The organism is Maribacter sp. HS, from assembly GCF_048059195.1.
GTDB classification, from domain to species: Bacteria; Bacteroidota; Bacteroidia; order Flavobacteriales; family Flavobacteriaceae; genus Maribacter; species Maribacter dokdonensis.
Map to the genome: position 1 here is coordinate 43,417 of NZ_JAYLVV010000002.1, position 20,137 is coordinate 63,553.

At 36.5% G+C, this 20,137-nt stretch carries 16 protein-coding genes and 1 tRNA gene; 6 read left to right on the forward strand and 11 right to left on the reverse strand.

Translation table 11 applies throughout. The features are described 5' to 3' along the window. Positions 1–6: 6 nt before the first annotated feature. The 7 genes from VBZ51_RS00305 to VBZ51_RS00335 form a co-directional block, all read right to left on the reverse strand. Positions 7–1,986 (reverse strand): PAS domain S-box protein, encoded by a 1,980-nt coding sequence (locus tag VBZ51_RS00305; protein WP_416575717.1) that lies wholly within the window; start codon positions 1,984–1,986, stop codon positions 7–9. Beyond that, positions 1,979–2,521 carry a heme NO-binding domain-containing protein gene (locus tag VBZ51_RS00310; RefSeq protein WP_058103441.1) on the reverse strand — a complete coding sequence of 181 codons (543 nt, stop codon included), beginning with the start codon at positions 2,519–2,521 and terminating at the stop codon, positions 1,979–1,981. The genes VBZ51_RS00305 and VBZ51_RS00310 overlap by 8 nt, the downstream gene beginning before the upstream one ends. A gap of 81 nt (positions 2,522–2,602) precedes the next feature. Next, positions 2,603–3,004, reverse strand: a complete 402-nt coding sequence (locus VBZ51_RS00315) for a response regulator (RefSeq protein ID WP_058103442.1) — start codon at positions 3,002–3,004, stop codon at positions 2,603–2,605. A 120-nt stretch (positions 3,005–3,124) separates the two neighbouring features. Beyond that, positions 3,125–4,375 carry an NAD(P)/FAD-dependent oxidoreductase gene (locus tag VBZ51_RS00320; protein WP_416575718.1) on the reverse strand — a complete coding sequence of 417 codons (1,251 nt, stop codon included), beginning with the start codon at positions 4,373–4,375 and terminating at the stop codon, positions 3,125–3,127. Positions 4,376–4,392: 17 nt separating this feature from the next. Continuing rightward, positions 4,393–5,400, reverse strand: a complete 1,008-nt coding sequence (locus tag VBZ51_RS00325; protein ID WP_416575719.1) for a 4-hydroxyproline epimerase — start codon at positions 5,398–5,400, stop codon at positions 4,393–4,395. A 34-nt stretch (positions 5,401–5,434) separates the two neighbouring features. Then, positions 5,435–7,018 carry an aldehyde dehydrogenase (NADP(+)) gene (locus VBZ51_RS00330; protein WP_416575720.1) on the reverse strand — a complete coding sequence of 528 codons (1,584 nt, stop codon included), beginning with the start codon at positions 7,016–7,018 and terminating at the stop codon, positions 5,435–5,437. 117 nt (positions 7,019–7,135) lie between these two features. Continuing rightward, the gene (locus tag VBZ51_RS00335) at positions 7,136–8,053 is read right to left on the reverse strand and encodes a dihydrodipicolinate synthase family protein (protein ID WP_416575721.1); all 918 of its coding nucleotides are present in this window, start codon (positions 8,051–8,053) and stop codon (positions 7,136–7,138) included. A 132-nt stretch (positions 8,054–8,185) separates the two neighbouring features. Here VBZ51_RS00335 and VBZ51_RS00340 point away from each other — a divergent pair, with 132 nt between their 5' ends. The 6 genes from VBZ51_RS00340 to VBZ51_RS00365 all read left to right on the forward strand — a co-directional run bounded on the left by VBZ51_RS00340 (position 8,186) and on the right by VBZ51_RS00365 (position 12,970). Then, positions 8,186–9,031 carry an AraC family transcriptional regulator gene (locus VBZ51_RS00340; RefSeq protein ID WP_416575722.1) on the forward strand — a complete coding sequence of 282 codons (846 nt, stop codon included), beginning with the start codon at positions 8,186–8,188 and terminating at the stop codon, positions 9,029–9,031. An 84-nt stretch (positions 9,032–9,115) separates the two neighbouring features. Further along, positions 9,116–9,199, forward strand: a tRNA-Leu gene (locus tag VBZ51_RS00345). 110 nt (positions 9,200–9,309) lie between these two features. Then, complete coding sequence (locus VBZ51_RS00350) at positions 9,310–10,209, forward strand: MerR family transcriptional regulator (protein ID WP_416575723.1); 900 nt, start codon at positions 9,310–9,312, stop codon at positions 10,207–10,209. Between the two features lie 11 nt (positions 10,210–10,220). Further along, positions 10,221–11,678 carry a phytoene desaturase family protein gene (locus VBZ51_RS00355; protein WP_416575724.1) on the forward strand — a complete coding sequence of 486 codons (1,458 nt, stop codon included), beginning with the start codon at positions 10,221–10,223 and terminating at the stop codon, positions 11,676–11,678. Between the two features lie 6 nt (positions 11,679–11,684). Continuing rightward, entirely contained in the window at positions 11,685–12,524 is an 840-nt protein-coding gene (locus VBZ51_RS00360; RefSeq protein ID WP_416575725.1) for a phytoene/squalene synthase family protein, read from the forward strand. Then, positions 12,524–12,970: a sterol desaturase family protein gene (locus VBZ51_RS00365; protein ID WP_058103451.1), complete on the forward strand. Its 447-nt coding sequence runs from the start codon at positions 12,524–12,526 to the stop codon at positions 12,968–12,970. Before VBZ51_RS00360 ends, VBZ51_RS00365 begins: the two co-directional genes overlap by 1 nt. A 4-nt stretch (positions 12,971–12,974) precedes the next feature. Here VBZ51_RS00365 and VBZ51_RS00370 read toward each other — a convergent pair whose 3' ends face one another. From VBZ51_RS00370 to VBZ51_RS00385, 4 genes are all read right to left on the reverse strand, one after another. Beyond that, positions 12,975–13,529: a TlpA family protein disulfide reductase gene (locus tag VBZ51_RS00370; RefSeq protein WP_091605707.1), complete on the reverse strand. Its 555-nt coding sequence runs from the start codon at positions 13,527–13,529 to the stop codon at positions 12,975–12,977. Positions 13,530–13,607: 78 nt separating this feature from the next. Continuing rightward, positions 13,608–15,881 (reverse strand): aconitate hydratase, encoded by a 2,274-nt coding sequence (locus tag VBZ51_RS00375; RefSeq protein WP_416575726.1) that lies wholly within the window; start codon positions 15,879–15,881, stop codon positions 13,608–13,610. Positions 15,882–16,043: 162 nt separating this feature from the next. Continuing rightward, positions 16,044–18,818: a bifunctional aconitate hydratase 2/2-methylisocitrate dehydratase gene (locus VBZ51_RS00380; protein WP_416575727.1), complete on the reverse strand. Its 2,775-nt coding sequence runs from the start codon at positions 18,816–18,818 to the stop codon at positions 16,044–16,046. 364 nt (positions 18,819–19,182) lie between these two features. Further along, a complete protein-coding gene (locus tag VBZ51_RS00385; RefSeq protein ID WP_416575728.1) occupies positions 19,183–20,136 on the reverse strand; it encodes an AAA family ATPase in 954 nt (317 codons plus the stop codon). Position 20,137 lies beyond the last annotated feature (1 nt).

The following is a 20,137-nucleotide window of genomic DNA, read 5'->3' on the forward strand; positions in this document are numbered from 1 at the left end:
ATTTCCTTATTCGTTATGGTCTTTCTTTATTGTAAAATGAAACTGGGTACCCTCGCCTACTACACTGTCTACCCAGACTTTTCCTTGGTAACGATCAATTATTTTTTTAACGATCGATAAACCTATACCCGTTGACCTTTCATTATTACCAATAGATTGAAAGATGTCGAATATTTTCTTGTGATACTCTTCTGGAATTCCTACCCCATTATCACTAATGGTAAATTGCCAGTAATCTCCAGTATCATTATAAAGTACTTCTACTAAACCAACTTCTCTTTCAATATGAACTACCGCATTACCAATTATATTTTGAAAAACCTGATGAACTTTAATTCGATCTGCCATTATGGTAGGCAATGATTTGGGTACTTTCAATTGAACGTGATCAGGTATATAGATAGTTTCACCAATATCTGCGATGACACTGTTCAAGTCTACTTTAGAATTATCCAAGGCAGAGCTGTTTGCCGTAGAATACTCTAGTATTCCATGGATTAACTTGTCCATAGAAGCTACTTTCTCTTGCATAAGTTCTAAATTCTGCTTACCACCTTCATCCAAAACATCTTTGTAGTCATCGCTTAGCCAAGTTGCAAGGGCACTAATACTCCTAAGAGGTGATTTAAGGTCATGAGAAACAATATGTGCGTATTCTTGTAAACCTTGGTTACTGTTCTCAAGATCCTTTACCAATTTCTCTTTTTGAAGTTCTAATTCTTTTTGTTTGGTTACATCTAAAGAAATACCAATAGAACCAATTACTTCATGGTGTTTATTGTACCTGGGTGCCACACTTGCCAACCAATGTCTTTTTTCGCCACATTTGGTAACAACCTCTAATTCATAAGAATCAGATTTACCAGATTTACGTGTTTCAATTTTATCTGAGACCTTACTTTTATCATCAAAACTTACAATATTCTTGGCATCAATACCAAGCAATTCATTTTCTTCATAACCGATCATTTCACAAAAGCTCTGGTTTACCAACTGTATTACACCCTGCTTGTTGGCCTCTATCAAACCAAGGTTCATGTTGGCGATAATACTGCTATACTTTTCCCTTTCAGATTTTAAACGCTCTTCTGCTTCTAATTGTTGGGTAATATCTTCAACCATCATTACGATATAGCTGATTTCCCTATATATATTTCTTACCGCGTTGACAGATAATTTAACTTGTAGTTTTTCTCCATCGTTCTTTATGAACTTCTGATGAATGGTATAATTATCAATTTCACCATTGTTCAATTTAGTGGTAAATTCATTGGCTAGTTCTATACTTTCTTTATCCGTAAAATCCTTAACATTCATTTTCATGAAGCTATTAAGACTATAGCCCAATAAGGAGGTCATTGTATAATTGACCTTTAAAATTTTATTGGCATCTGCAAGAATAATACCTAGTGGTGAGCTATTTACAATTACATCTAATTGCCTTTTCTGTTCTGACAATAACTCCCGCACCTCCATTTCTTGGGTAATATCCCTCACAATACCTTGAGCTGCAACAGGTTGTTTTTCTTTATTGAATACTAAGCTAGCATTGATTTCCACCCATTTTTCAACATTGTCCTTCACCAATATTTTAGCTCTATAATTTTTAAGCTGCCCAACTTCTTTTAAGCTACTAAAAGATTCTATGGTATACTCCATGTAATCTTTATGTACCATTTTCCAAAGGTTGATCTCTTCTTTATTATGATCGTAACCCAAAAAGTTTTTTGCAGATTGATTCATGCTTACCACATTGAAGGATAAGTCCATAACAACATAAGGATCTATGATGTTAATGAATACGCCATCTAGTTCAGACGTTTTTTCGCTCAATAAATTTTCAAGCTTGGCATTAGACTCCCTTAAATGACTTGCCACTTCGTAAAGCTCATTAGATTTTTCCTCTAAAATCCTTTCAGCTTGTTGGCGGGCTTTCTTTTGTCTTTCAAGGGCCTTCTTTAAAAGAACAACTTCTTTACTATCCATGTTGTACTACGTCAAATTTTACTTCTGTACCATCATCTTTTAAAAGTTCGTATGTGATATTGGCCTTACCATTAAAATGCTCAAATGCTTTTTCAATTAAGCCATGAGCCAGCCTATACAATCCTCTAGAAGAACTATAGATCATAGAAATGGAATTATCCGTTTTTTCAAGAATTTTGAATGTAGGTAATTCCGCTTCCGGATATAATTTTTTAACGTGTACATGTATATGGTCTTCTATAGAGTACAAAAGACCAATGGGTGACAAATAACTTTGTATTACCTCTGGATGAGCATTTTTTAAACTTGAGAATAAATAAAGTCCAAATGCGTATATTAAGTCACCAGCAGGTAGATCTACCTCTTCACTTAACTGGGTAACTAAAGCTACCATCTCATTAAATTCGTAGGTAGCTACAGAGGTATATATGCCTTGAGAAGGCAAATCTGCTTTTTCTATAATATTATCAACGGTCTCTAATCCAAATTCAGATTCGACCATTTCTAAAAACTCGGTAAATACAATTCCCTTCATTTCCTATTTTTAATAACGTTCCTCAAACGTAGGAAAATTAATACGAAAATGCAGGAAAATGTTGTGAAATGAGCTTTTTTGTTAGCCTTTCACTAGTTGGTTAACACTCCAGTACTCTAAAACAGCATTAAGTTTGTACTCATAATCCTCATATTTCAGTGGTTTTATAACATAACCGGCTATACCAACTTCGTAGCATTTTAATAAATCTGCTCTATTTTCTGAAGTAGTTAAAATTATGGTAGGTAAGTATCTTAGATGCTCATCTTCTTTTAAAATGGATAAGAACTCTATACCATTCATTCTTGGCATGTTCAAATCCAATAGAATGATATCTGGAAGTTTTTCTCCAGATCTTAAATACGTTAGAGCAGATTCTCCATTTTTTGCCTCAACGATTGAATGCTTTAAATTAAGTTTAGAAACAGTTCGTTTCAACTTCATTACTTCTATTAAATCGTCTTCTATTAGTAAAATATCCATTGTTGTTCATTTTGATACTACAAATGTCAGAGATAAGTCACAAATAAATTGACCAGTGTAGGTGAATGACGCTTAAGTGTCGGTGAATGGTATTTATCTAACGTTAAACTTTTTAAGCAATCATGTAAAACTACGTTGTATATCAAAGGAAGAAATGTCCATAGAAGTCTTATTACCAGACAGTAACTCGGTTATTAACTTACCAGTAGCAGGTCCCAAACTCCACCCCATCATGGCATGACCAGTACCAATTGTTAAGTTCTTAATACTTGCCGATCTGCCTATATATGGCAACCCATCTGGAGAAACTGGTCGTAGACCTGTTTTAACACTTTTAATTTCGGCCTCATTGATCTTCAGGTCAGGGTAAAAAGAACTTGCCCCATTAGCTATTGCCGCAACCCTTTCTTTCCTTATAATATTGTTGATCCCTGAAAACTCCATAGTACCCGCAAATCTTGTAAAACCGCTCATTGGTGTTACTGCCATTTTAGATTCCATTAATATGGCCGGAACAGAAATACCCGTTTCCCTAGCTACATTAATACTGTAGCCTTTACCTCCTTGTAAAGACAACTTTAAATGTAAACGCTTTGCAAGATTACCGCTCCATGAGCCTGCCGCCAATACTACCTCATCAGGTGTATAAGATTGTTTATTGGTAATAATTTCTTTTATTCTATTATCTGATGTCTTTAGATCAACGACCTCTTCTTGGGTTTTTATGATTACACCACTTTGTTTTAAATACGCCAATAGTTTGGGCATTATCTCATTTGGTGTGGTATGAGCGTCACACTCATAATGTATAGCACCTTCTGCATCTATATTCACATGAGGCTCAATAATTCTTAATTCGTCTTTGTTTAAGTCGGTAACCTCTAAACCTTCTTGTGCCACTCTATTGGCCACCTTTTTTTCATGAAGATAACTCTCTTCCGTTTTGTATAACATTAATAGCCCTTTTCGCTCTAACTGAAAATTGCCAAGATCACCTGAATTCTTAATATCCGTAAATAATTCCCTGCTTAATAAATTAATATCCTTAATTACCCCTATAGCCTTTTCAACCTTTGCCTCTGTAGAAGATTTATGAAAATACCATGACCATTTTAAAAAATCTACATCTAACCTAGGTTTCATATAAAATGGGCTAGCAGAATTGAACATCATTTTAATTCCCTTTGCTATCATACCTGGGGAGGCCAAAGGAATAATATGACTTGGAGTTATGTAACCTGCATTTACAAATGAAGCACCAGAGCTAATATTGCCTTTATCTATTACTGTAACCTCATAACCTTCTTTGTTCAAATAATAAGCTGTACTTAAACCAACAATGCCACCGCCAATTATTATTACATTCTTCATCTACTATTTTCTATAATTTATATGACCTGAAATCCGTGAGCATAGGGATCATCATCATCTATGGTAATGGTATTCTTTCCGTAAATTTTTGCCCAACCTTTTATGCTGGGTATAATCGCAAGCTTGCCGGCTAGGGTGGTCTCCTCTTCTACTTTACCAATAAATTGTGAGCCTATATAACTTTCATGAACAAAATCTTCACCCACATTTAATTTCCCCTTTGCATGCCATTGTGCCATTCTAGCAGAAGTACCTGTACCGCAAGGCGACCTATCTATTGCTTTATCACCGTAAAATACCGCATTTCTGGCGTTAGCCTTTCCAGAGATAGTATTTCCCGTCCATAACATATGGGTTACATCCTTTATGGTAGCATCTTCTGGGTGAATAAACATTTGAGGATATTTAGCATTTATGTTTTCCCTGAGTTCTTGACTATATTGAATTAACTGGCTTGCGGAAAAATCTTGTATTCCACTAAAATTCTTTTGTGGGTCCACAATGGCATAAAAATTACCCCCATAACTAACATCAAAAGTCAATTCGCCCAAGTGTGAAGATTCTATAGTTAAATCTGTAGCGGCTAAATATGATTTTACATTGGTCAGTTTTACCCAGTCTACTTTAGTACCATTTTGCTTGTATGTTATATGTACCAATCCTGCAGGAGTCTCCATACGGACAATACCAGGTGTTTTTGGCACAATTAGCCCTTCTTCAATACCTATAGTAATTGCCCCGATGGTCCCGTGCCCGCACATGGGTAGACAACCACTGGTTTCAATAAACAAAATTCCAAAATCATTATTGGGGTCACCTGGAGGGTAAAATATACTACCACTCATCATATCATGACCGCGAGGTTCATACATTAGCCCTTTTCTGATCCAATCATAATCCTTTAAAAAGTGCTGTCGCTTTTCGCTCATTGTAGCACCAACCAAATTTGGTCCGCCATGTTTTATCACCCTAACGGGATTACCACAGGTGTGGGCATCAATACAAACAAAAGTACTACTGGCCATAATTACTAAAATCTTAAACTACATATAGCTGAACCTAAATTTCCGTATTTGTATAAACACCTTCAACAAGACGCGTTATACCTAGGGGATTTTCATTTTTTAATGCATCTGGCAAAAGTCTATTAGGCCAATCTTGATATGACACCGGGCGTACCCATCTTCGTATGGCAGATGTACCAACCGATGTAAAACGAGAATCCGTAGAAGCTGGGTATGGTCCGCCATGCACCATAGAAGAATTTACCTCTACACCTGTGGGTACACCATTGAACAGTATGCGACCTACCCTTCCCTTTAATGCATCTACAACTCCAGCGTTCAATTCCAGTTCTTCTTCACTGCCCAAAATTGTTCCCGTTAATTGACCTTCCAAATGGTTGATGATATCTTCCATCTCAGCGCCATCTTTACACATGACCACTATAGAGAAAGGTCCAAATACCTCTCTATGCAATTTTGTATTCGCTAAAAAATCCGAACCACTTACTTTTAAAATTAAAGGCTGACCACTATTAACCTTGACATCATTCTTATACTCGGCAGTAATTACCACTCCATCTTGCTCCGAAAGTTCCTTTTTACCTTCCACATATTTAGCATATATATTAGGATGGAGCATGGTTGTTGGCTCCAATTTTAGAATCTCCTTAGACAAAGTATCTATGAATTCATTAAGATGTTCTCCTTGTACTCCTAAAATCAATCCCGGATTTGTACAAAATTGACCAGCACCTAAAGTAATTGACGAAGCGTATTTAGTTGCCCAAGTATCACCTTCTTGTTCTAATGCCGATGGCAGCAAAACCACTGGGTTTATACTTCCCATTTCTGCAAATACCGGTATTGGCTCATCTCTTTCGTTAGCCAATTTATAAAGTGCGGTTCCACCATGTATACTTCCGGTAAAACCTACGGCCTTTACTTTTGGGTGTTTTACCAACTGCTGACCAACTTCAATACCACCGCTATTTAAATTTGAAAAGACCCCATTTGGCATGCCTGTCCTCTTCGCCGCTTTAATGATCGCCGAAGAAACCAGTTCACCTGTACCAGCATGCATAGGGTGACTTTTTACTATTACGGGGCATCCTGCGGCTAGAGCACTTGCCGTGTCTCCACCCGCCGTAGAAAATGCCAAAGGAAAATTACTGGCACCAAATACCACTACTGGACCCAACGGAAAAAGCATTTTTCTTATGTCAGATTTTGGCAATGGCTCTCTATCTGGCTGTGCTTTTTCAATAACGGCTTCTACCCATGACCCTTGTTTAATCAAGGTTGCAAAAGCTCGCAATTGTCCCATAGTTCTGCCACGCTCGCCCACCGCTCTTCCTTGGGGCAGCCCAGACTCTCTACAATACGTGTTTATCAGCTCATCTCCTAAAGCTTCTATTTCATCTGCAATAGCTTCTAAAAACTCAGCTTTTTTTTCTCCTGAATAATCTTTATAAACTGCATAGGCATCCGTTGCCAAAGTAACCGCTTCATTGATTTCATTAGTTGTAGCCTCATAGAATGTCCATTCCGTGTTCTCATTATTTTTAGGATCAAAAGTCTTGAACGTTCTCTCCCCTTGTTTAGAAGCTTTATTCCCTATTGCATTTGTACCGCTGATCATTTTTTATTTTTATCGTGTTACCCAAAAGTAAAGAAAGTACCCGTAACAAATTTCTACATTCTGTTTACATTTCACTAAAGTTTCAGGCGCAACATATTTTAGTATGAGTTTTAAAATTTAAGCCAAGTTCTTATAATCTGGTAATGTAGGCCTTGTAGCTATACCCTGTTTTATTATAGCGGCTACTCTTTCTCTTTCAGCTCCTACTAAAGGTAACCTAGGTGCCCTAACATTTTCTGTGCCTATACCCGTAGCAACTTCTGCCATTTTAATGTTCTGTACCAATTGCGGACTTATATCCAACTCTAACAATGGCAAAAACCATCGGTAAATTTCCAATGCCTCTTTTATACGACCTGCCTTTGCCAATTCAAATACGGCACAAGTCTCGGCAGGAAATGCACAAACCAATCCGGCAACCCAACCATCGGCACCCATTAATGTGCTTTCCAGCCCAAGCGTATCAACCCCGGTCAGTACATTTAACCTATCCCCAAATTTTGTTTTTATACGGGTAATATTTGATATATCTCTTGTTGATTCTTTAACAGCCTGTATGTTGCTGCATACCATTAACTCCTCCAACATTTCCAATGTGACCATTATACCGTAATCCACAGGATTGTTATAGATCATAATGGGCAATTTTGTGCTATTTGCCGTATCCTTAAAATACGTTACCGTTTCATAATCATTAGCTTTATACCGCATTGGTGGCAACATCATTAATCCAGTAGCACCGCATTCTTCTGCTACCTCTGCCGCATGTTTGGCATCTTTAGTAGTTTGCTCTGCAATATTGATAATAACCGGCACCTTACCTTCTACCAACTGCACGGTTTCTTTCATTAAAACCTTTTTTTCATCATACGTAAGTGTGCTTGCTTCTCCCAAAGTTCCTCCAAGTATTATTCCACTCACTCCTGCTTCTAATTGGGCTTTTATATTGACCGAAAACATGTCTAGATCCAATTCATCCTTATCGGTAAATTTTGTTGTTACTGCCGGCATAACGCCTGTCCATGATATACTCATTTTATATTCTTTTGATGATACCCAAAAATAAGATGGGCTTTACCAATCAAGTGTATTCATATTACCTAAACCTGATACTATATTACCATGTAATTATTCCATATAAAATATATAGTGTTAACTTAGATGCACATGAAAGTGTATCCCTTTAAAATACCAAAACCTATAAATGAACATTTAATCGTTCAGGTCGATAAAGAGCCTATTTTCTATAATAGACTTCATCAACATGAAGAAATTCAAATAAGTCATATTATAAATGGTAGTGGTAAGTTATTGGTAGGCGATAGTGTCCATCAATTTTCAAAAGGAGATATTTTCGTAATAGGCGGTAACTTACCTCACGTATTTAAAAGTGTTCTCAATGAACAAGACGCGCATATGATTACCGTGTTCTTTACTTCCCGGTCTTTTGGTGCAGATTTTTTTAAACTCCCCTATTTTAATGAGTTTAAAACCTTTTTTAGTAATGCTACTGCAGGATTTAAAGTAGAAACAAACCAAAAGAAAATTGCTCAGCAACTTGTAAAATTGAGCTCTCAAAATAAACTTAAGCGCTTTATTTTATTTTTAGAATTATTAGATGAACTAGGGCGAGCAAATACGCAAACATTGAGTCGGTTTGTTTATTCCAAGTCATTAAGTAGTAATGAAGGTGAACGTTTACAGATTGTGTTCGATTTTGTGTTGAAGAACTTCCATCAGCCTATTTCGTTAGAGCAAATTGCTAAAATGGCTTATATGACACCTAATGCATTTTGCCGCTTTTTTAAACAACGTACCAACAAAACATTTTTTCAATACCTGATCGAGTTACGTGTAGCACATGCTTGTCAACTGCTAAGTTCAAACAAAGAATTGAACATTAATGAGGTAGCAGACCTTTCTGGCTTCAATTCCATATCTAACTTTAATAAAAAATTCAAAAAAATTAAAGGTATTACCCCAACCCATTACCAACAGTCTCTTTCATTTTAAAACTATTAGCATATTAATTATGGTTAATATATTTTAATTTGAACTATAGGTTTCTATATTTGCCATCCAACAAACTTCCCATTTGCCCACGTGGTGAAATTGGTAGACACGCTACCTTGAGGGGGTAGTGTTCGCAAGGACGTGCTAGTTCGAATCTAGTCGTGGGCACAAAAGGTTAGACCAAGGTCTAACCTTTTTTTATTTTGATAATTTTAACTTTTTGGTACTGCTAGGCGTTTTAATAAATTGTAGATTTGTTTAATCCTTTTTCAAAAAACATGAACAATGTAAAAAAACAATTTAGTATTAGAGACTTGGAGAACCTCTCTGGTATTAAGGCACACACCATTAGAATTTGGGAAAAAAGATATAATCTTTTATCTCCTGAACGCACAGATACTAATATTAGAACGTATAGTCTAGCTAGCTTACAGAAATTGCTCAATGTGACGTTACTTTACAACAATGGTCACAAAATATCTAAAATTGCTAAAATTTCAGATAAAGAAATACCATATGTTGTTCGTGAAATTGTAGCAAAACATAGTCACAAAAGCCAAGCGATAAACGCATTTAAATTAGCCATGGTCAATTTTGACCAAACCATGTTTTTCAATACTTATAATGCCCTTCTAAGTGAAAATTCCTTTAGGGAAATATTCAAGGAAACCTTTGTACCCCTGTTGAACGAACTTGGTCTTTTATGGCAGACAGATACGATCAGTCCTGCTCATGAGCATTTTATGAGCAGTCTTATCAAACAAAAGATACTACTGAATATTGAAAAATTACAACACTTGGAACCAACAAAGACAGATAAGGTTTTTGTAGCTTTCTTACCAGAAAACGAAATTCATGATATTGGATTGCTCTATATTAACTATGAAATTATATTGAAAGGTTATAAGTGTATTTACTTAGGTCCAACAATACCTTTAGAAAATTTAGAAGATGTACTTAAGTATTTTGATGACATTTATTTTGTCTCATACTTTACCATTTTCCCAGAAAAGGATCGTGTAAATAAATATTTGGAAGAATTCAGCAAGTTGGTTGCAGACTATCAAAATCCAAATTTCTGGATTTTGGGCAGACAGATCAATTTTATTGACGACGCCGTTAAGCCAAATTACTGTAGAACTTTTACCTCTTTAGATAGCTTGGTCAGTAATTTATAATCCGTAGAATAATGAAGAAAAGTTGTGTAGTAATAGGTTCGGGATTTTCATCTTTATCTGCAGCTTGCTATTTAGCAAAAAATGGATGGAATGTTTCCATTTTTGAAAAAAATGAATCTGTTGGCGGTAGGGCTTCACAGTTTGTAAAAGACGGATTTACTTTTGATATGGGTCCAAGTTGGTATTGGATGCCCGATATTTTTGATAAATTTTTTGCCGATTTCAATAAACAAACCTCGGATTATTACCAATTGGACAAACTTAGTCCTGCCTATAAAATTTTCTTCAGTGACGATATAATTACTATTGGTGATTCTATCTCCAAAATTTGTGATGAATTTGAACGAATAGAGCCGGGAAGCTCAAAAGCACTAAAAAAATTCATTGATAAAGCACAGGAAAATTATGACATTGCCATTAACAAAGTAGTTCTAAGACCAGGTCTTTCACCGTTAGAATTGGTTACGAAAGAAACTATTCTAAAAATTGATCAATTTTTTAAAACCATTAGCTCACAAGTTCGTAAGTCTTTTAAAAATCCGAAATTGGTTTCTACTTTAGAATTTCCTGTTTTGTTTCTTGGTGCAAAGCCAAGCAATACGCCTTCTTTCTACAATTTTATGAATTTTGCTGATTTTGGCTTAGGTACTTGGCATCCAAAAGGTGGTATGTACGAGGTTATAAAAGCAATGAAAAATTTGGCAGAAGAATTAGGAGTCGTTATAAACACCAATGCAACGGTAGAACAAATTCAAGTTACTAATGGCAAGGCCACCGGTATTATATGTAACGGCAAAGTTCATCACGCAGACAAAGTACTGAGCGGTGCAGATTATCAACACTCTGAAAGTTTGCTAGAAGACAAATATCAGCAGTATAGTAAGACGTACTGGGAGAAAAAGGTTTTCGCACCATCTTCTTTACTATTTTATATAGGGTTCAATACAAAATTGAAAAATGTAGAACATCACAATTTGTTTTTTGATACCGATTTTGAACTACATGCCAAAGAAATATATGACAAACCACAATGGCCTACAAACCCTTTGTTCTATGCAAATTTCCCATCGGTAACAGATGGCAGCATGGCCCCAAAGGGTTGTGAAACAGGTTTTTTTCTAGTGCCCATTGCCACTGACCTAGAAGATACCGAGGCTTTAAGAAATCAGTATTTTGATTTAATTATGGATCGTTTTGAAAAAAGAACAGGCCAAGACATTAGAAATAATATTATATTCAAGAAAACTTTCTGTGTCAATGATTTTATTGATCGGTACAATTCTTATAAAGGTAATGCCTACGGCATGGCAAACACTTTGACCCAAACGGCGTTTTTAAGACCTAATCTTAGAAGTAAAAAAGTAGGTGATTTATATTTTACAGGGCAACTGACTGTACCTGGACCAGGAGTACCCCCAGCCTTAATCTCCGGTAAACTAGTGTCAGAATTAATTATAAAGGATAATTAGTTATTTATGAAAGATACTTTTGACCAAGTTTCGTACCAATGTAGTAAAATCGTAACCAAACGATATAGTACCTCTTTTGCTCTCGCCACAAAGATGCTACACCCTTCTATACGCAGTCATATCTATAATATATATGGCTTTGTACGTTTTGCAGATGAAATAGTAGACACTTTTCATGATTATGATAAAGAAGTCCTATTTAATAAATTTGAGCAAGAACTGGAGGCGTCTTTACAAGATAGAATTAGTCTAAACCCAATTTTAAACTCATTTCAACATACGTACCATACATACAATATTCCCAAACACCTTGTAGATTCTTTCATGAAAAGTATGCGTATGGATCTTTTTAAGAATGTATACCGAACAGATACCGAATACAAAGAATATATTTATGGGTCTGCAGACGTTGTAGGTCTCATGTGCCTGCAAGTTTTTGTTAAAGGTGATGTTCAAGCTTATAACAAGTTAAAAGAATCTGCAATGGCTTTAGGTTCAGCTTTTCAAAAAGTGAATTTCTTGAGAGATGTAAAAGCCGACTTCGAAGAATTAAACAGATCCTACTTTCCTAATACTAATTTAAAGGAATTGGACGAAGCCTCTAAAAAACGTATTGTTGAAGAAATAAAAGAAGACTTTAAATTAGGATACCAAGGTATTGTAGGGCTGCCAACTGAAGCAAAATTTGGTGTTTATACCGCTTACAAATATTATTTTAAGCTACTCAAAAAACTACAGGGCACTCCCTCTCTAGAAATAAAGAATGCGCGTATTAGGGTGCCTAATTACCAGAAATTTGGACTATTGGCCCGTTCATACGTTAAATTTAAAATGAACTTAGTGTAATGGATATTGTTATTTGGATATTAATTTTTTTAGGCACTTTTCTATTTATGGAATTCATGGCGTGGTTTACCCACAAATATGTAATGCACGGATTTCTTTGGAGTTTACACAAAGATCATCATAAAAAAGATCATGACTCTTGGTTCGAGAGAAATGACCTGTTCTTTATTTTCTATGCCATTGTAAGTATGTCATTGTTTTATTCAGGCACTACAGGTTTTTGGTATGGCTACCCATTGGGGTTTGGAATTCTAGCCTATGGTATTGCTTACTTTTTAGTGCATGACATTTTTATACATCAACGTTTTAAGTTGTTTAGAAATGCCAATAACTGGTACAGTAGAGGTGTTAGAAGAGCACATAAAATGCATCATAAACACTTAGGCAAAGGTGATGGTGAATGTTTTGGAATGCTATTTGTTCCCTTTAAGTACTTTAAAAAGTAATTGGTTATTCCGCTATTAACTTATTTAATAGCTTATCTATCTTATCATTATCCCAATCTGCAATTGCGTTTTGATGTATAACGATAGCTCCATTTTTATCAATTAGATATGACCCGGGTGGCTTTAATAAGCCTATAGGACTAGGCTCACCAATTATTTGATAGGTTACCGGAAATGTATAGCCTTGTTCTTCCATAAATAAATCTACAGGGGCTCTTTCCTCATTCGTAATCACGTAGAATTTCATTTTGTCGCCATACGTATCGTACAAGTATTGCACATCTTTTAATTGTGCTTGAGAAGGCATGTGCCACGATGTCCAGAATGTAATAAATACTACTTTTCCTTTTGCCTCATCAAAATTAAAAAACTTCCAATTTTCATCTTTAAGCTTCCAGTCATAGTCAGTAATCTTACCTCTTTTTTCCGGTTTAATTATGGTTGGTGAAGTGGCAAAAAACCTGTTGAGCATAATTTTGCTATAATCACCCAAGGGTGTCACAAAAAAAGAAAGCACGAATGCAATGATCAATAAGGTAAAAACCGTTTGTCTCTTCATAAAAGTAAGCTAGGGGTCAAAACTAAAAAACTCCTGAATAATATCAGGAGTTTTCCTTATAAATTTTAAAAGGTTGTATTAAGATGCGTTTTCTCTCTTAATCACATTTAAAGCTGAACCTTCTCTATACCAACCAATCTGTGCGTCATTATAGGTATGGTTTACTTTAATTACATCTTTACTACCATCAGCATGCACTATTTCTACTGTTAAAGGCTTATCTGGAGCAAAATCCGCAATATCAACAAAATTGAATGTATCGTCTTCTTGAATTAGGTCGTAATCATTTTCATTTGCAAATGTTAAGCCTAACATACCTTGTTTTTTAAGGTTTGTTTCATGAATACGTGCAAATGATTTCACGATTACCGCAGCTACACCTAAATGGCGAGGCTCCATAGCAGCGTGTTCACGTGAAGATCCTTCTCCATAATTATGATCACCAACTACAATACTTCTTACACCTGCCGCTTTGTATGCTCGTGCCGTATCTGGAACACCTCCATACTCACCGGTCAATTGATTTTTGACCATATTGGTTTTCTTTCCAAACGCGTTAACGGCACCAATTAAACAGTTGTTAGAGATATTATCTAAATGACCACGGAAACGCAACCACGGTCCTGCCATAGATATATGGTCTGTAGTACATTTCCCAAAAGCTTTGATCAACAATTTTGCACCCATTAAGCTTTCATCCTTAATAGGAGTAAACGGTTCCAATAATTGCAATCTTTCTGAATCTGAAGCTACTTTTACGGTAACACTAGATCCATCTTCTTTTGGAGCCAGATAACCAGCGTCCTCAACCTCAAAACCTTTTGGAGGAAGTTCCCAACCAGTTGGCTCATCGAACATCACCTCTTCACCTTTTTCGTTGATCAACTTATCAGTCATTGGATTAAAATCCAACCTACCGGAAATAGCTATCGCAGCAGTTACCTCAGGCGATGCAACAAAGGCATGCGTGTTAGGGTTACCATCCGCTCTTTTGGCAAAGTTTCTATTAAATGAGTGTACAATACTGTTCTTTGGTGCATTCTTAGGATCGCTATAACGCGCCCACTGTCCAATACATGGTCCACAAGCGTTCGTGAAAATTTTAGCATCCAATTTCTCAAAAATTCCAAGAATACCATCTCTATCTGCCGTATATCTTACTTGCTCAGAACCAGGATTGATCCCTAATTCCGCTTTCATCTTTAATCCTTTATCAATAGCTTGTTGTGCAATTGAAGAAGCTCTAGACAAATCTTCATAAGATGAGTTGGTACAAGAACCAATAAGCCCCCACTCCACAGCCAACGGCCATTCATTAGATGTAGCCTTTTCTGTCATATCACTGCCCACTTTTGTAGAAAGATCGGGTGTAAATGGTCCATTCAATAACGGAGTCAATTCAGAAAGGTTAATTTCGATTACCTCGTCAAAATATTGTTCTGGATCAGCATACACCTCAGCATCTGCAGTTAAATGTTCTTTAACCTTATTAGCGGCATCTGCAATATCAGCTCTATCCGTAGCCCTTAAATAGCGCTCCATAGACTCATCATAGCCAAAAGTAGACGTCGTAGCACCTATTTCAGCACCCATATTACAAATGGTACCTTTACCGGTACAGGAAAGATTTTTGGCTCCTTCACCAAAATATTCAACTATAGCTCCGGTACCACCTTTTACGGTTAGTATTTCGGCAACTTTTAAAATAACATCTTTAGGAGCGGTCCAACCAGAAATATTACCGGTCAATTTTACACCGATCAATTTTGGGAATTTAAGTTCCCAAGCCATACCCGCCATAACGTCAACAGCATCTGCTCCACCTACACCAATAGCGACCATACCTAAACCACCTGCGTTCACGGTGTGAGAATCGGTACCGATCATCATCCCACCAGGGAAAGCATAATTTTCCAATACCACTTGGTGAATAATACCTGCACCCGGTTTCCAGAAACCTATTCCATATTTATTTGAAACAGACTCAAGAAAGTCAAAAACTTCAGCACTTGTGGAATTTGCAGATTTTAAATCTGCAGTTGCCCCACTTTTAGCCTGGATCAAGTGATCACAATGAACTGTAGTAGGTACTGCAACTTTTGGCTTCCCAGCTTGCATAAATTGCAATAACGCCATTTGTGCCGTAGCATCTTGACAAGCAATACGATCAGGAGCAAAATCTACATAGTCCTTTCCTCTGGTAAATGCTTCAGTAGGGCTACCATCCCATAAATGAGAATACAAAATCTTTTCTGAAAGAGTAAGTGGTTTTCCCACTACCTCTCTTGCTTTGTCTACACGTTCCGCCATGGAAGCATAAACCTTCTTAATCATATCTATGTCAAAAGCCATAAAATTTATTTATAAAATTGTTAATCTATCTTATCCGTACAAGATACGAAATGTACGTTGAATTTAAGAGCGCATATGAAATTAAGAATGATTATAAAAAATGGAAGAAAAAAAAGCCCGAGCAAACATGCCCGGGCTTTCCATTAAGCTATATACAATGTATTATCTCACCAACTGTTTTGTTGATGGCTTAAACTTCGTTAAAACAATACCGTCTACTGCTGCTTCATATTCTGCCATGGTTGGCGTTCTTCCTAAAATGGTAGATAGCACAACTACAGGGGTAGAAGACAATAAAGATTCTCCTTTTTTCTCACCAGAATCTTTTACGACCCTTCCTTGGAACAAACGAGTTGATGTTGCCATAACCGTGTCTCCTGGCTCTGCTTTTTCTTGGTTACCCATACAAAGGTTACAGCCTGGTCTTTCTAGATAAAGCATGTTTTCATACTTAGTACGTGCCAATCCTTTTGGTGCACTATCATCAAATTCAAATCCTGAATACTTTTGAAGTACTTCCCAATCACCTTCTTCTTTTAACTCGTCTACAATATTATATGTTGGTGGTGCTACAACTAATGGCGCCTGAAAGGTTACTTTGCCTTGTTGTGCCTCAATATTTTTCAACATTTGAGCCAAAATTTTCATATCGCCTTTATGTACCATACAAGACCCTACGAAACCTAGGTCCACCTTTTTGGTTCCACCATAGTAAGATAAAGGTCTAATAGTATCATGCGTATAACGCTTGGAAACATCTTCGTTATTTACATCTGGATCAGCAATCATTGGTTCAGCTATCTCATCTAAATCGATAATAACTTCTGCATGATACTTAGCATTGGCATCTGGTCGTAATGATGGTCTAATACCGGTTTTAAGCTCAGTAATTCTGGTTTCCGCTTTTTCTACAAGTCCCTTTAAAACTTGCTTGGCGTTATCCATGCCTTTATCAATCATAATCTGAATACGGCCTTTGGCAATTTCAAGAGATTCTATCAATGTCTCATCTTCAGAGATACAGATAGATGCCTTAGCCTTCATCTCTGCTGTCCAATCAGTAAAGGTAAATGCTTGATCAGCTGTTAAAGTACCAATATGAACCTCGATTACACGACCTTGAAATACGTTTTCACCACCAAACTGCTTTAACATTTGTTGTTGTGTCGCATGAACTACATCACGAAAATCCATGTAAGACTTCATTTGCCCTTTAAAGGTAACTTTTACCGACTCAGGAATAGGCATAGAAGCCTCACCTGTAGCCAATGCCAAAGCAACGGTACCAGAATCAGCACCAAAGGCTACACCTTTAGACATACGGGTGTGAGAATCTCCACCAATAATAATATCCCAATCACCCACGGTGATATCATTTAATACTTTATGAATTACATCTGTCATTGGAAAATACACCCCTTTTGGATCACGACCGGTAATTAAACCAAAGTCGTTCATAAACTTCATAAGCCTAGGAATGTTGGCTTTTGATTTATCATCCCAAACAGATGCCGTATGGCAACCTGATTGATATGCACCATCAACAATTGGAGAAATTACCGTGGCAGCCATCATTTCCAATTCTTGTGATGTCATTAAACCAGTGGTATCTTGAGAACCTACGATATTTACTTCTGCACGAACATATGATCCTGCATGCAAAGTAGCTCCAGAAGTACCCACTGCATTCTTATTGAATATTTTCTCTACCGCGGTCAATCCTTGTCCTTCAATAGAGACCTCTTTTGAAGGTGCATATACTTGAGGTACATCTATACCCAATACCTTACAGGCAAAAGTTTGTAGTTTCTTTCCAAAAACTACAGCATAAGAACCACCTGCTTTCATGAACTCCATCTTCTGTGGTGTAAATGCCGCAGAAACATCCTTCAACTCAACTTTACCATGATACAATTTTTTCTCTTTTGTGTTTATGGTCAAAACAGTACCCGTGGCAACAGAATACATCTGTTTTAAAATTGGTTCACCGTCTTCATCAACAATAGTGTTACCATTTTCATCTTTTTGCTGTACCCAGTTTTTAAGATCTAATCCTATACCTCCGGTTACACCAACGGTTGTTAAGAAAATTGGAGCAATACCATTAGTTCCCGCAATTACCGGGGCAATATTGATAAATGGTACATATGGGCTAGAGGAAATACCGGTCCACAAGGCAACATTGTTTACACCGGACATTCTTGAAGAACCAACACCCATTGTTCCTTTTTCCGCAATAAGCATTACACGTTTGTCAGGGTGCTTTTCTTTTAGTTCAAGCACCTCTTTTTGCATTTCTTTGTTATGCTCAAAAATACATTGACCATGTAATTCACGATCAGATCTTGAATGTGCATCACCCCCTGGAGAAAGTAAATCGGTTGAAATATCACCAACACCGGCAATGTAGGTCACCACCTCTATTTCTTCTTCAATCTCCGGTAGTTTCGTAAAAAACTCGGCTTGTGCATAGCTTTCAATTATATCTTTAGCTATTTCACTTCCGTTTTTAAGTGCTTCTTCTAGACGATCAGTATCCGCCTCATATAAAAACACCTGTGTCTTTAAAACCTTTGCAGCTTGCAACGCCAATTCTTTGTCATCACCTAAAGCAACATCTAACAATACCTTAATAGACGGACCGCCTTTCATATGCGACAACTGCTCCAATGCAAAAGCCGGCGTAATTTCCTTTACGACAGACTCACCAACGACAATCTCTTTAAGAAATTCTGCCTTTACACCTGCAGCACTAGTAGTACCAGGTAACACATTATAAATAAAGAAATTTAGAGAATCTTCTCTATACTCATTATCTACATCTTTAATTTGTTCAATAATCTTGCTAAGTAAATCAGCGCCATCTATGGGCTTTGGATGAAGACCTTGACTTTTACGTTCTTCAATCTCCTTAAGGTAATCTTTATAAATGCTCATTAATAAGTGATTTGTATATTTAATTGGATATAATGGTGAAATAGCGACTTCATAATTTTCTCTGAAGATTTGTGGAAAATAAGAACACTATTACTACAAATGGACAGATTAATTGATTGTTGAATGTTTTATTCGATTAGAATATTACTTGGTCTTCTAATGGTATCAAAATCAAATGTCATCTGCTAGTTCATTTAAGTTAACGCAATTTCGTAAAATTACGTAATAAAGAACGCATTTAAAACTAAATAAGTATGATTGCGGACTTTTTCTCAAATCCTTTAAAAAGTAGATAGATATCAAACATTTTTCATATCAAAAATGTTCATATCCTTGAAAAAGTGCAGAAAAAGGTGGAATTTTTTTAAAGCAGCTTATCAATAATATCCTCTTCAGTGATACCTTCTGCCTCTGCTTTATAATTTTTAATGATACGATGGCGTAAAATTCCTTTAACAACGGCATGCACATCTTCTATATCTGGTGAGAATTTACCATGAATGGCCGCATTGGCCTTAGCTCCAAGAATAAGGTTTTGAGAGGCTCTTGGCCCTGCACCCCAATCTAAATATTGTTTTACATATTCTGATGCTGTTTCCAAATTAGGCCTTGTACTATTTACCAACTTTACAGCATATTCCACTACATTATCCGCAACAGGAATTCTGCGCACCAATTCTTGAATAGCAATGATATCTTTAGCGTTAAAAAGCGCATTGATCACCTGCTTGGTGTTCGAAGTAGTATTTTTCACCACTTTAATTTCCTCTGCTATAGAAGGGTATTTTAATTCTATCGCGAACATAAAACGGTCTAGCTGTGCTTCCGGTAAAGGGTAAGTACCTTCTTGTTCAATTGGGTTTTGCGTAGCTAAAACAAAATATGGCAGTTCCAATTTATGCTGATGACCGGCAATGGTCACAGCTCTCTCTTGCATTGCCTCTAAAAGTGCTGCTTGGGTCTTTGGTGGAGTTCTGTTGATTTCATCCGCCAAAATAATATTGGAAAAAATAGGGCCTTTAAGAAATTTAAAACTTCTGTTCTGATCTAGAACCTCGCTACCAAGAATGTCACTTGGCATTAAATCTGGCGTAAATTGTATTCTTTTAAAATCTAGTCCTAATGCTTGGGCAATGGTATTCACTATTAAAGTTTTGGCCAGCCCTGGCACTCCTATCAGCAATGAATGCCCTCCTGTGTAAATTGAAAGCAGAATTTGTTCAATAACCTCATCTTGACCAATAATGACCTTGGCTATTTCTTTTTTAAGCTCAGCATGTTTTACTACTAGTCGTTCAATTGCTGCAACGTCTGACATA

Excerpts from the sequence above, each read along its gene's own strand:
- VBZ51_RS00370 (WP_091605707.1), bottom strand. The coding sequence starts at position 13,529 with ATGAAGAGACAAACGGTTTTTACCTTATTGATCATTGCATTCGTGCTT.
- VBZ51_RS00385 (WP_416575728.1), bottom strand. The coding sequence starts at position 20,136 with ATGTCAGACGTTGCAGCAATTGAACGACTAGTAGTAAAACATGCTGAG.
- VBZ51_RS00320 (WP_416575718.1), bottom strand. The coding sequence starts at position 4,375 with ATGAAGAATGTAATAATAATTGGCGGTGGCATTGTTGGTTTAAGTACA.
- VBZ51_RS00305 (WP_416575717.1), bottom strand. The coding sequence starts at position 1,986 with ATGGATAGTAAAGAAGTTGTTCTTTTAAAGAAGGCCCTTGAAAGACAA.
- VBZ51_RS00315 (WP_058103442.1), bottom strand. The coding sequence starts at position 3,004 with ATGGATATTTTACTAATAGAAGACGATTTAATAGAAGTAATGAAGTTG.
- VBZ51_RS00350 (WP_416575723.1), top strand. The coding sequence starts at position 9,310 with ATGAACAATGTAAAAAAACAATTTAGTATTAGAGACTTGGAGAACCTC.
- VBZ51_RS00325 (WP_416575719.1), bottom strand. The coding sequence starts at position 5,400 with ATGGCCAGTAGTACTTTTGTTTGTATTGATGCCCACACCTGTGGTAAT.
- VBZ51_RS00360 (WP_416575725.1), top strand. The coding sequence starts at position 11,685 with ATGAAAGATACTTTTGACCAAGTTTCGTACCAATGTAGTAAAATCGTA.
- VBZ51_RS00335 (WP_416575721.1), bottom strand. The coding sequence starts at position 8,053 with ATGAGTATATCATGGACAGGCGTTATGCCGGCAGTAACAACAAAATTT.
- VBZ51_RS00330 (WP_416575720.1), bottom strand. The coding sequence starts at position 7,018 with ATGATCAGCGGTACAAATGCAATAGGGAATAAAGCTTCTAAACAAGGG.
- VBZ51_RS00310 (WP_058103441.1), bottom strand. The coding sequence starts at position 2,521 with ATGAAGGGAATTGTATTTACCGAGTTTTTAGAAATGGTCGAATCTGAA.
- VBZ51_RS00380 (WP_416575727.1), bottom strand. The coding sequence starts at position 18,818 with ATGAGCATTTATAAAGATTACCTTAAGGAGATTGAAGAACGTAAAAGT.
- VBZ51_RS00375 (WP_416575726.1), bottom strand. The coding sequence starts at position 15,881 with ATGGCTTTTGACATAGATATGATTAAGAAGGTTTATGCTTCCATGGCG.
- VBZ51_RS00340 (WP_416575722.1), top strand. The coding sequence starts at position 8,186 with ATGAAAGTGTATCCCTTTAAAATACCAAAACCTATAAATGAACATTTA.
- VBZ51_RS00355 (WP_416575724.1), top strand. The coding sequence starts at position 10,221 with ATGAAGAAAAGTTGTGTAGTAATAGGTTCGGGATTTTCATCTTTATCT.
- VBZ51_RS00365 (WP_058103451.1), top strand. The coding sequence starts at position 12,524 with ATGGATATTGTTATTTGGATATTAATTTTTTTAGGCACTTTTCTATTT.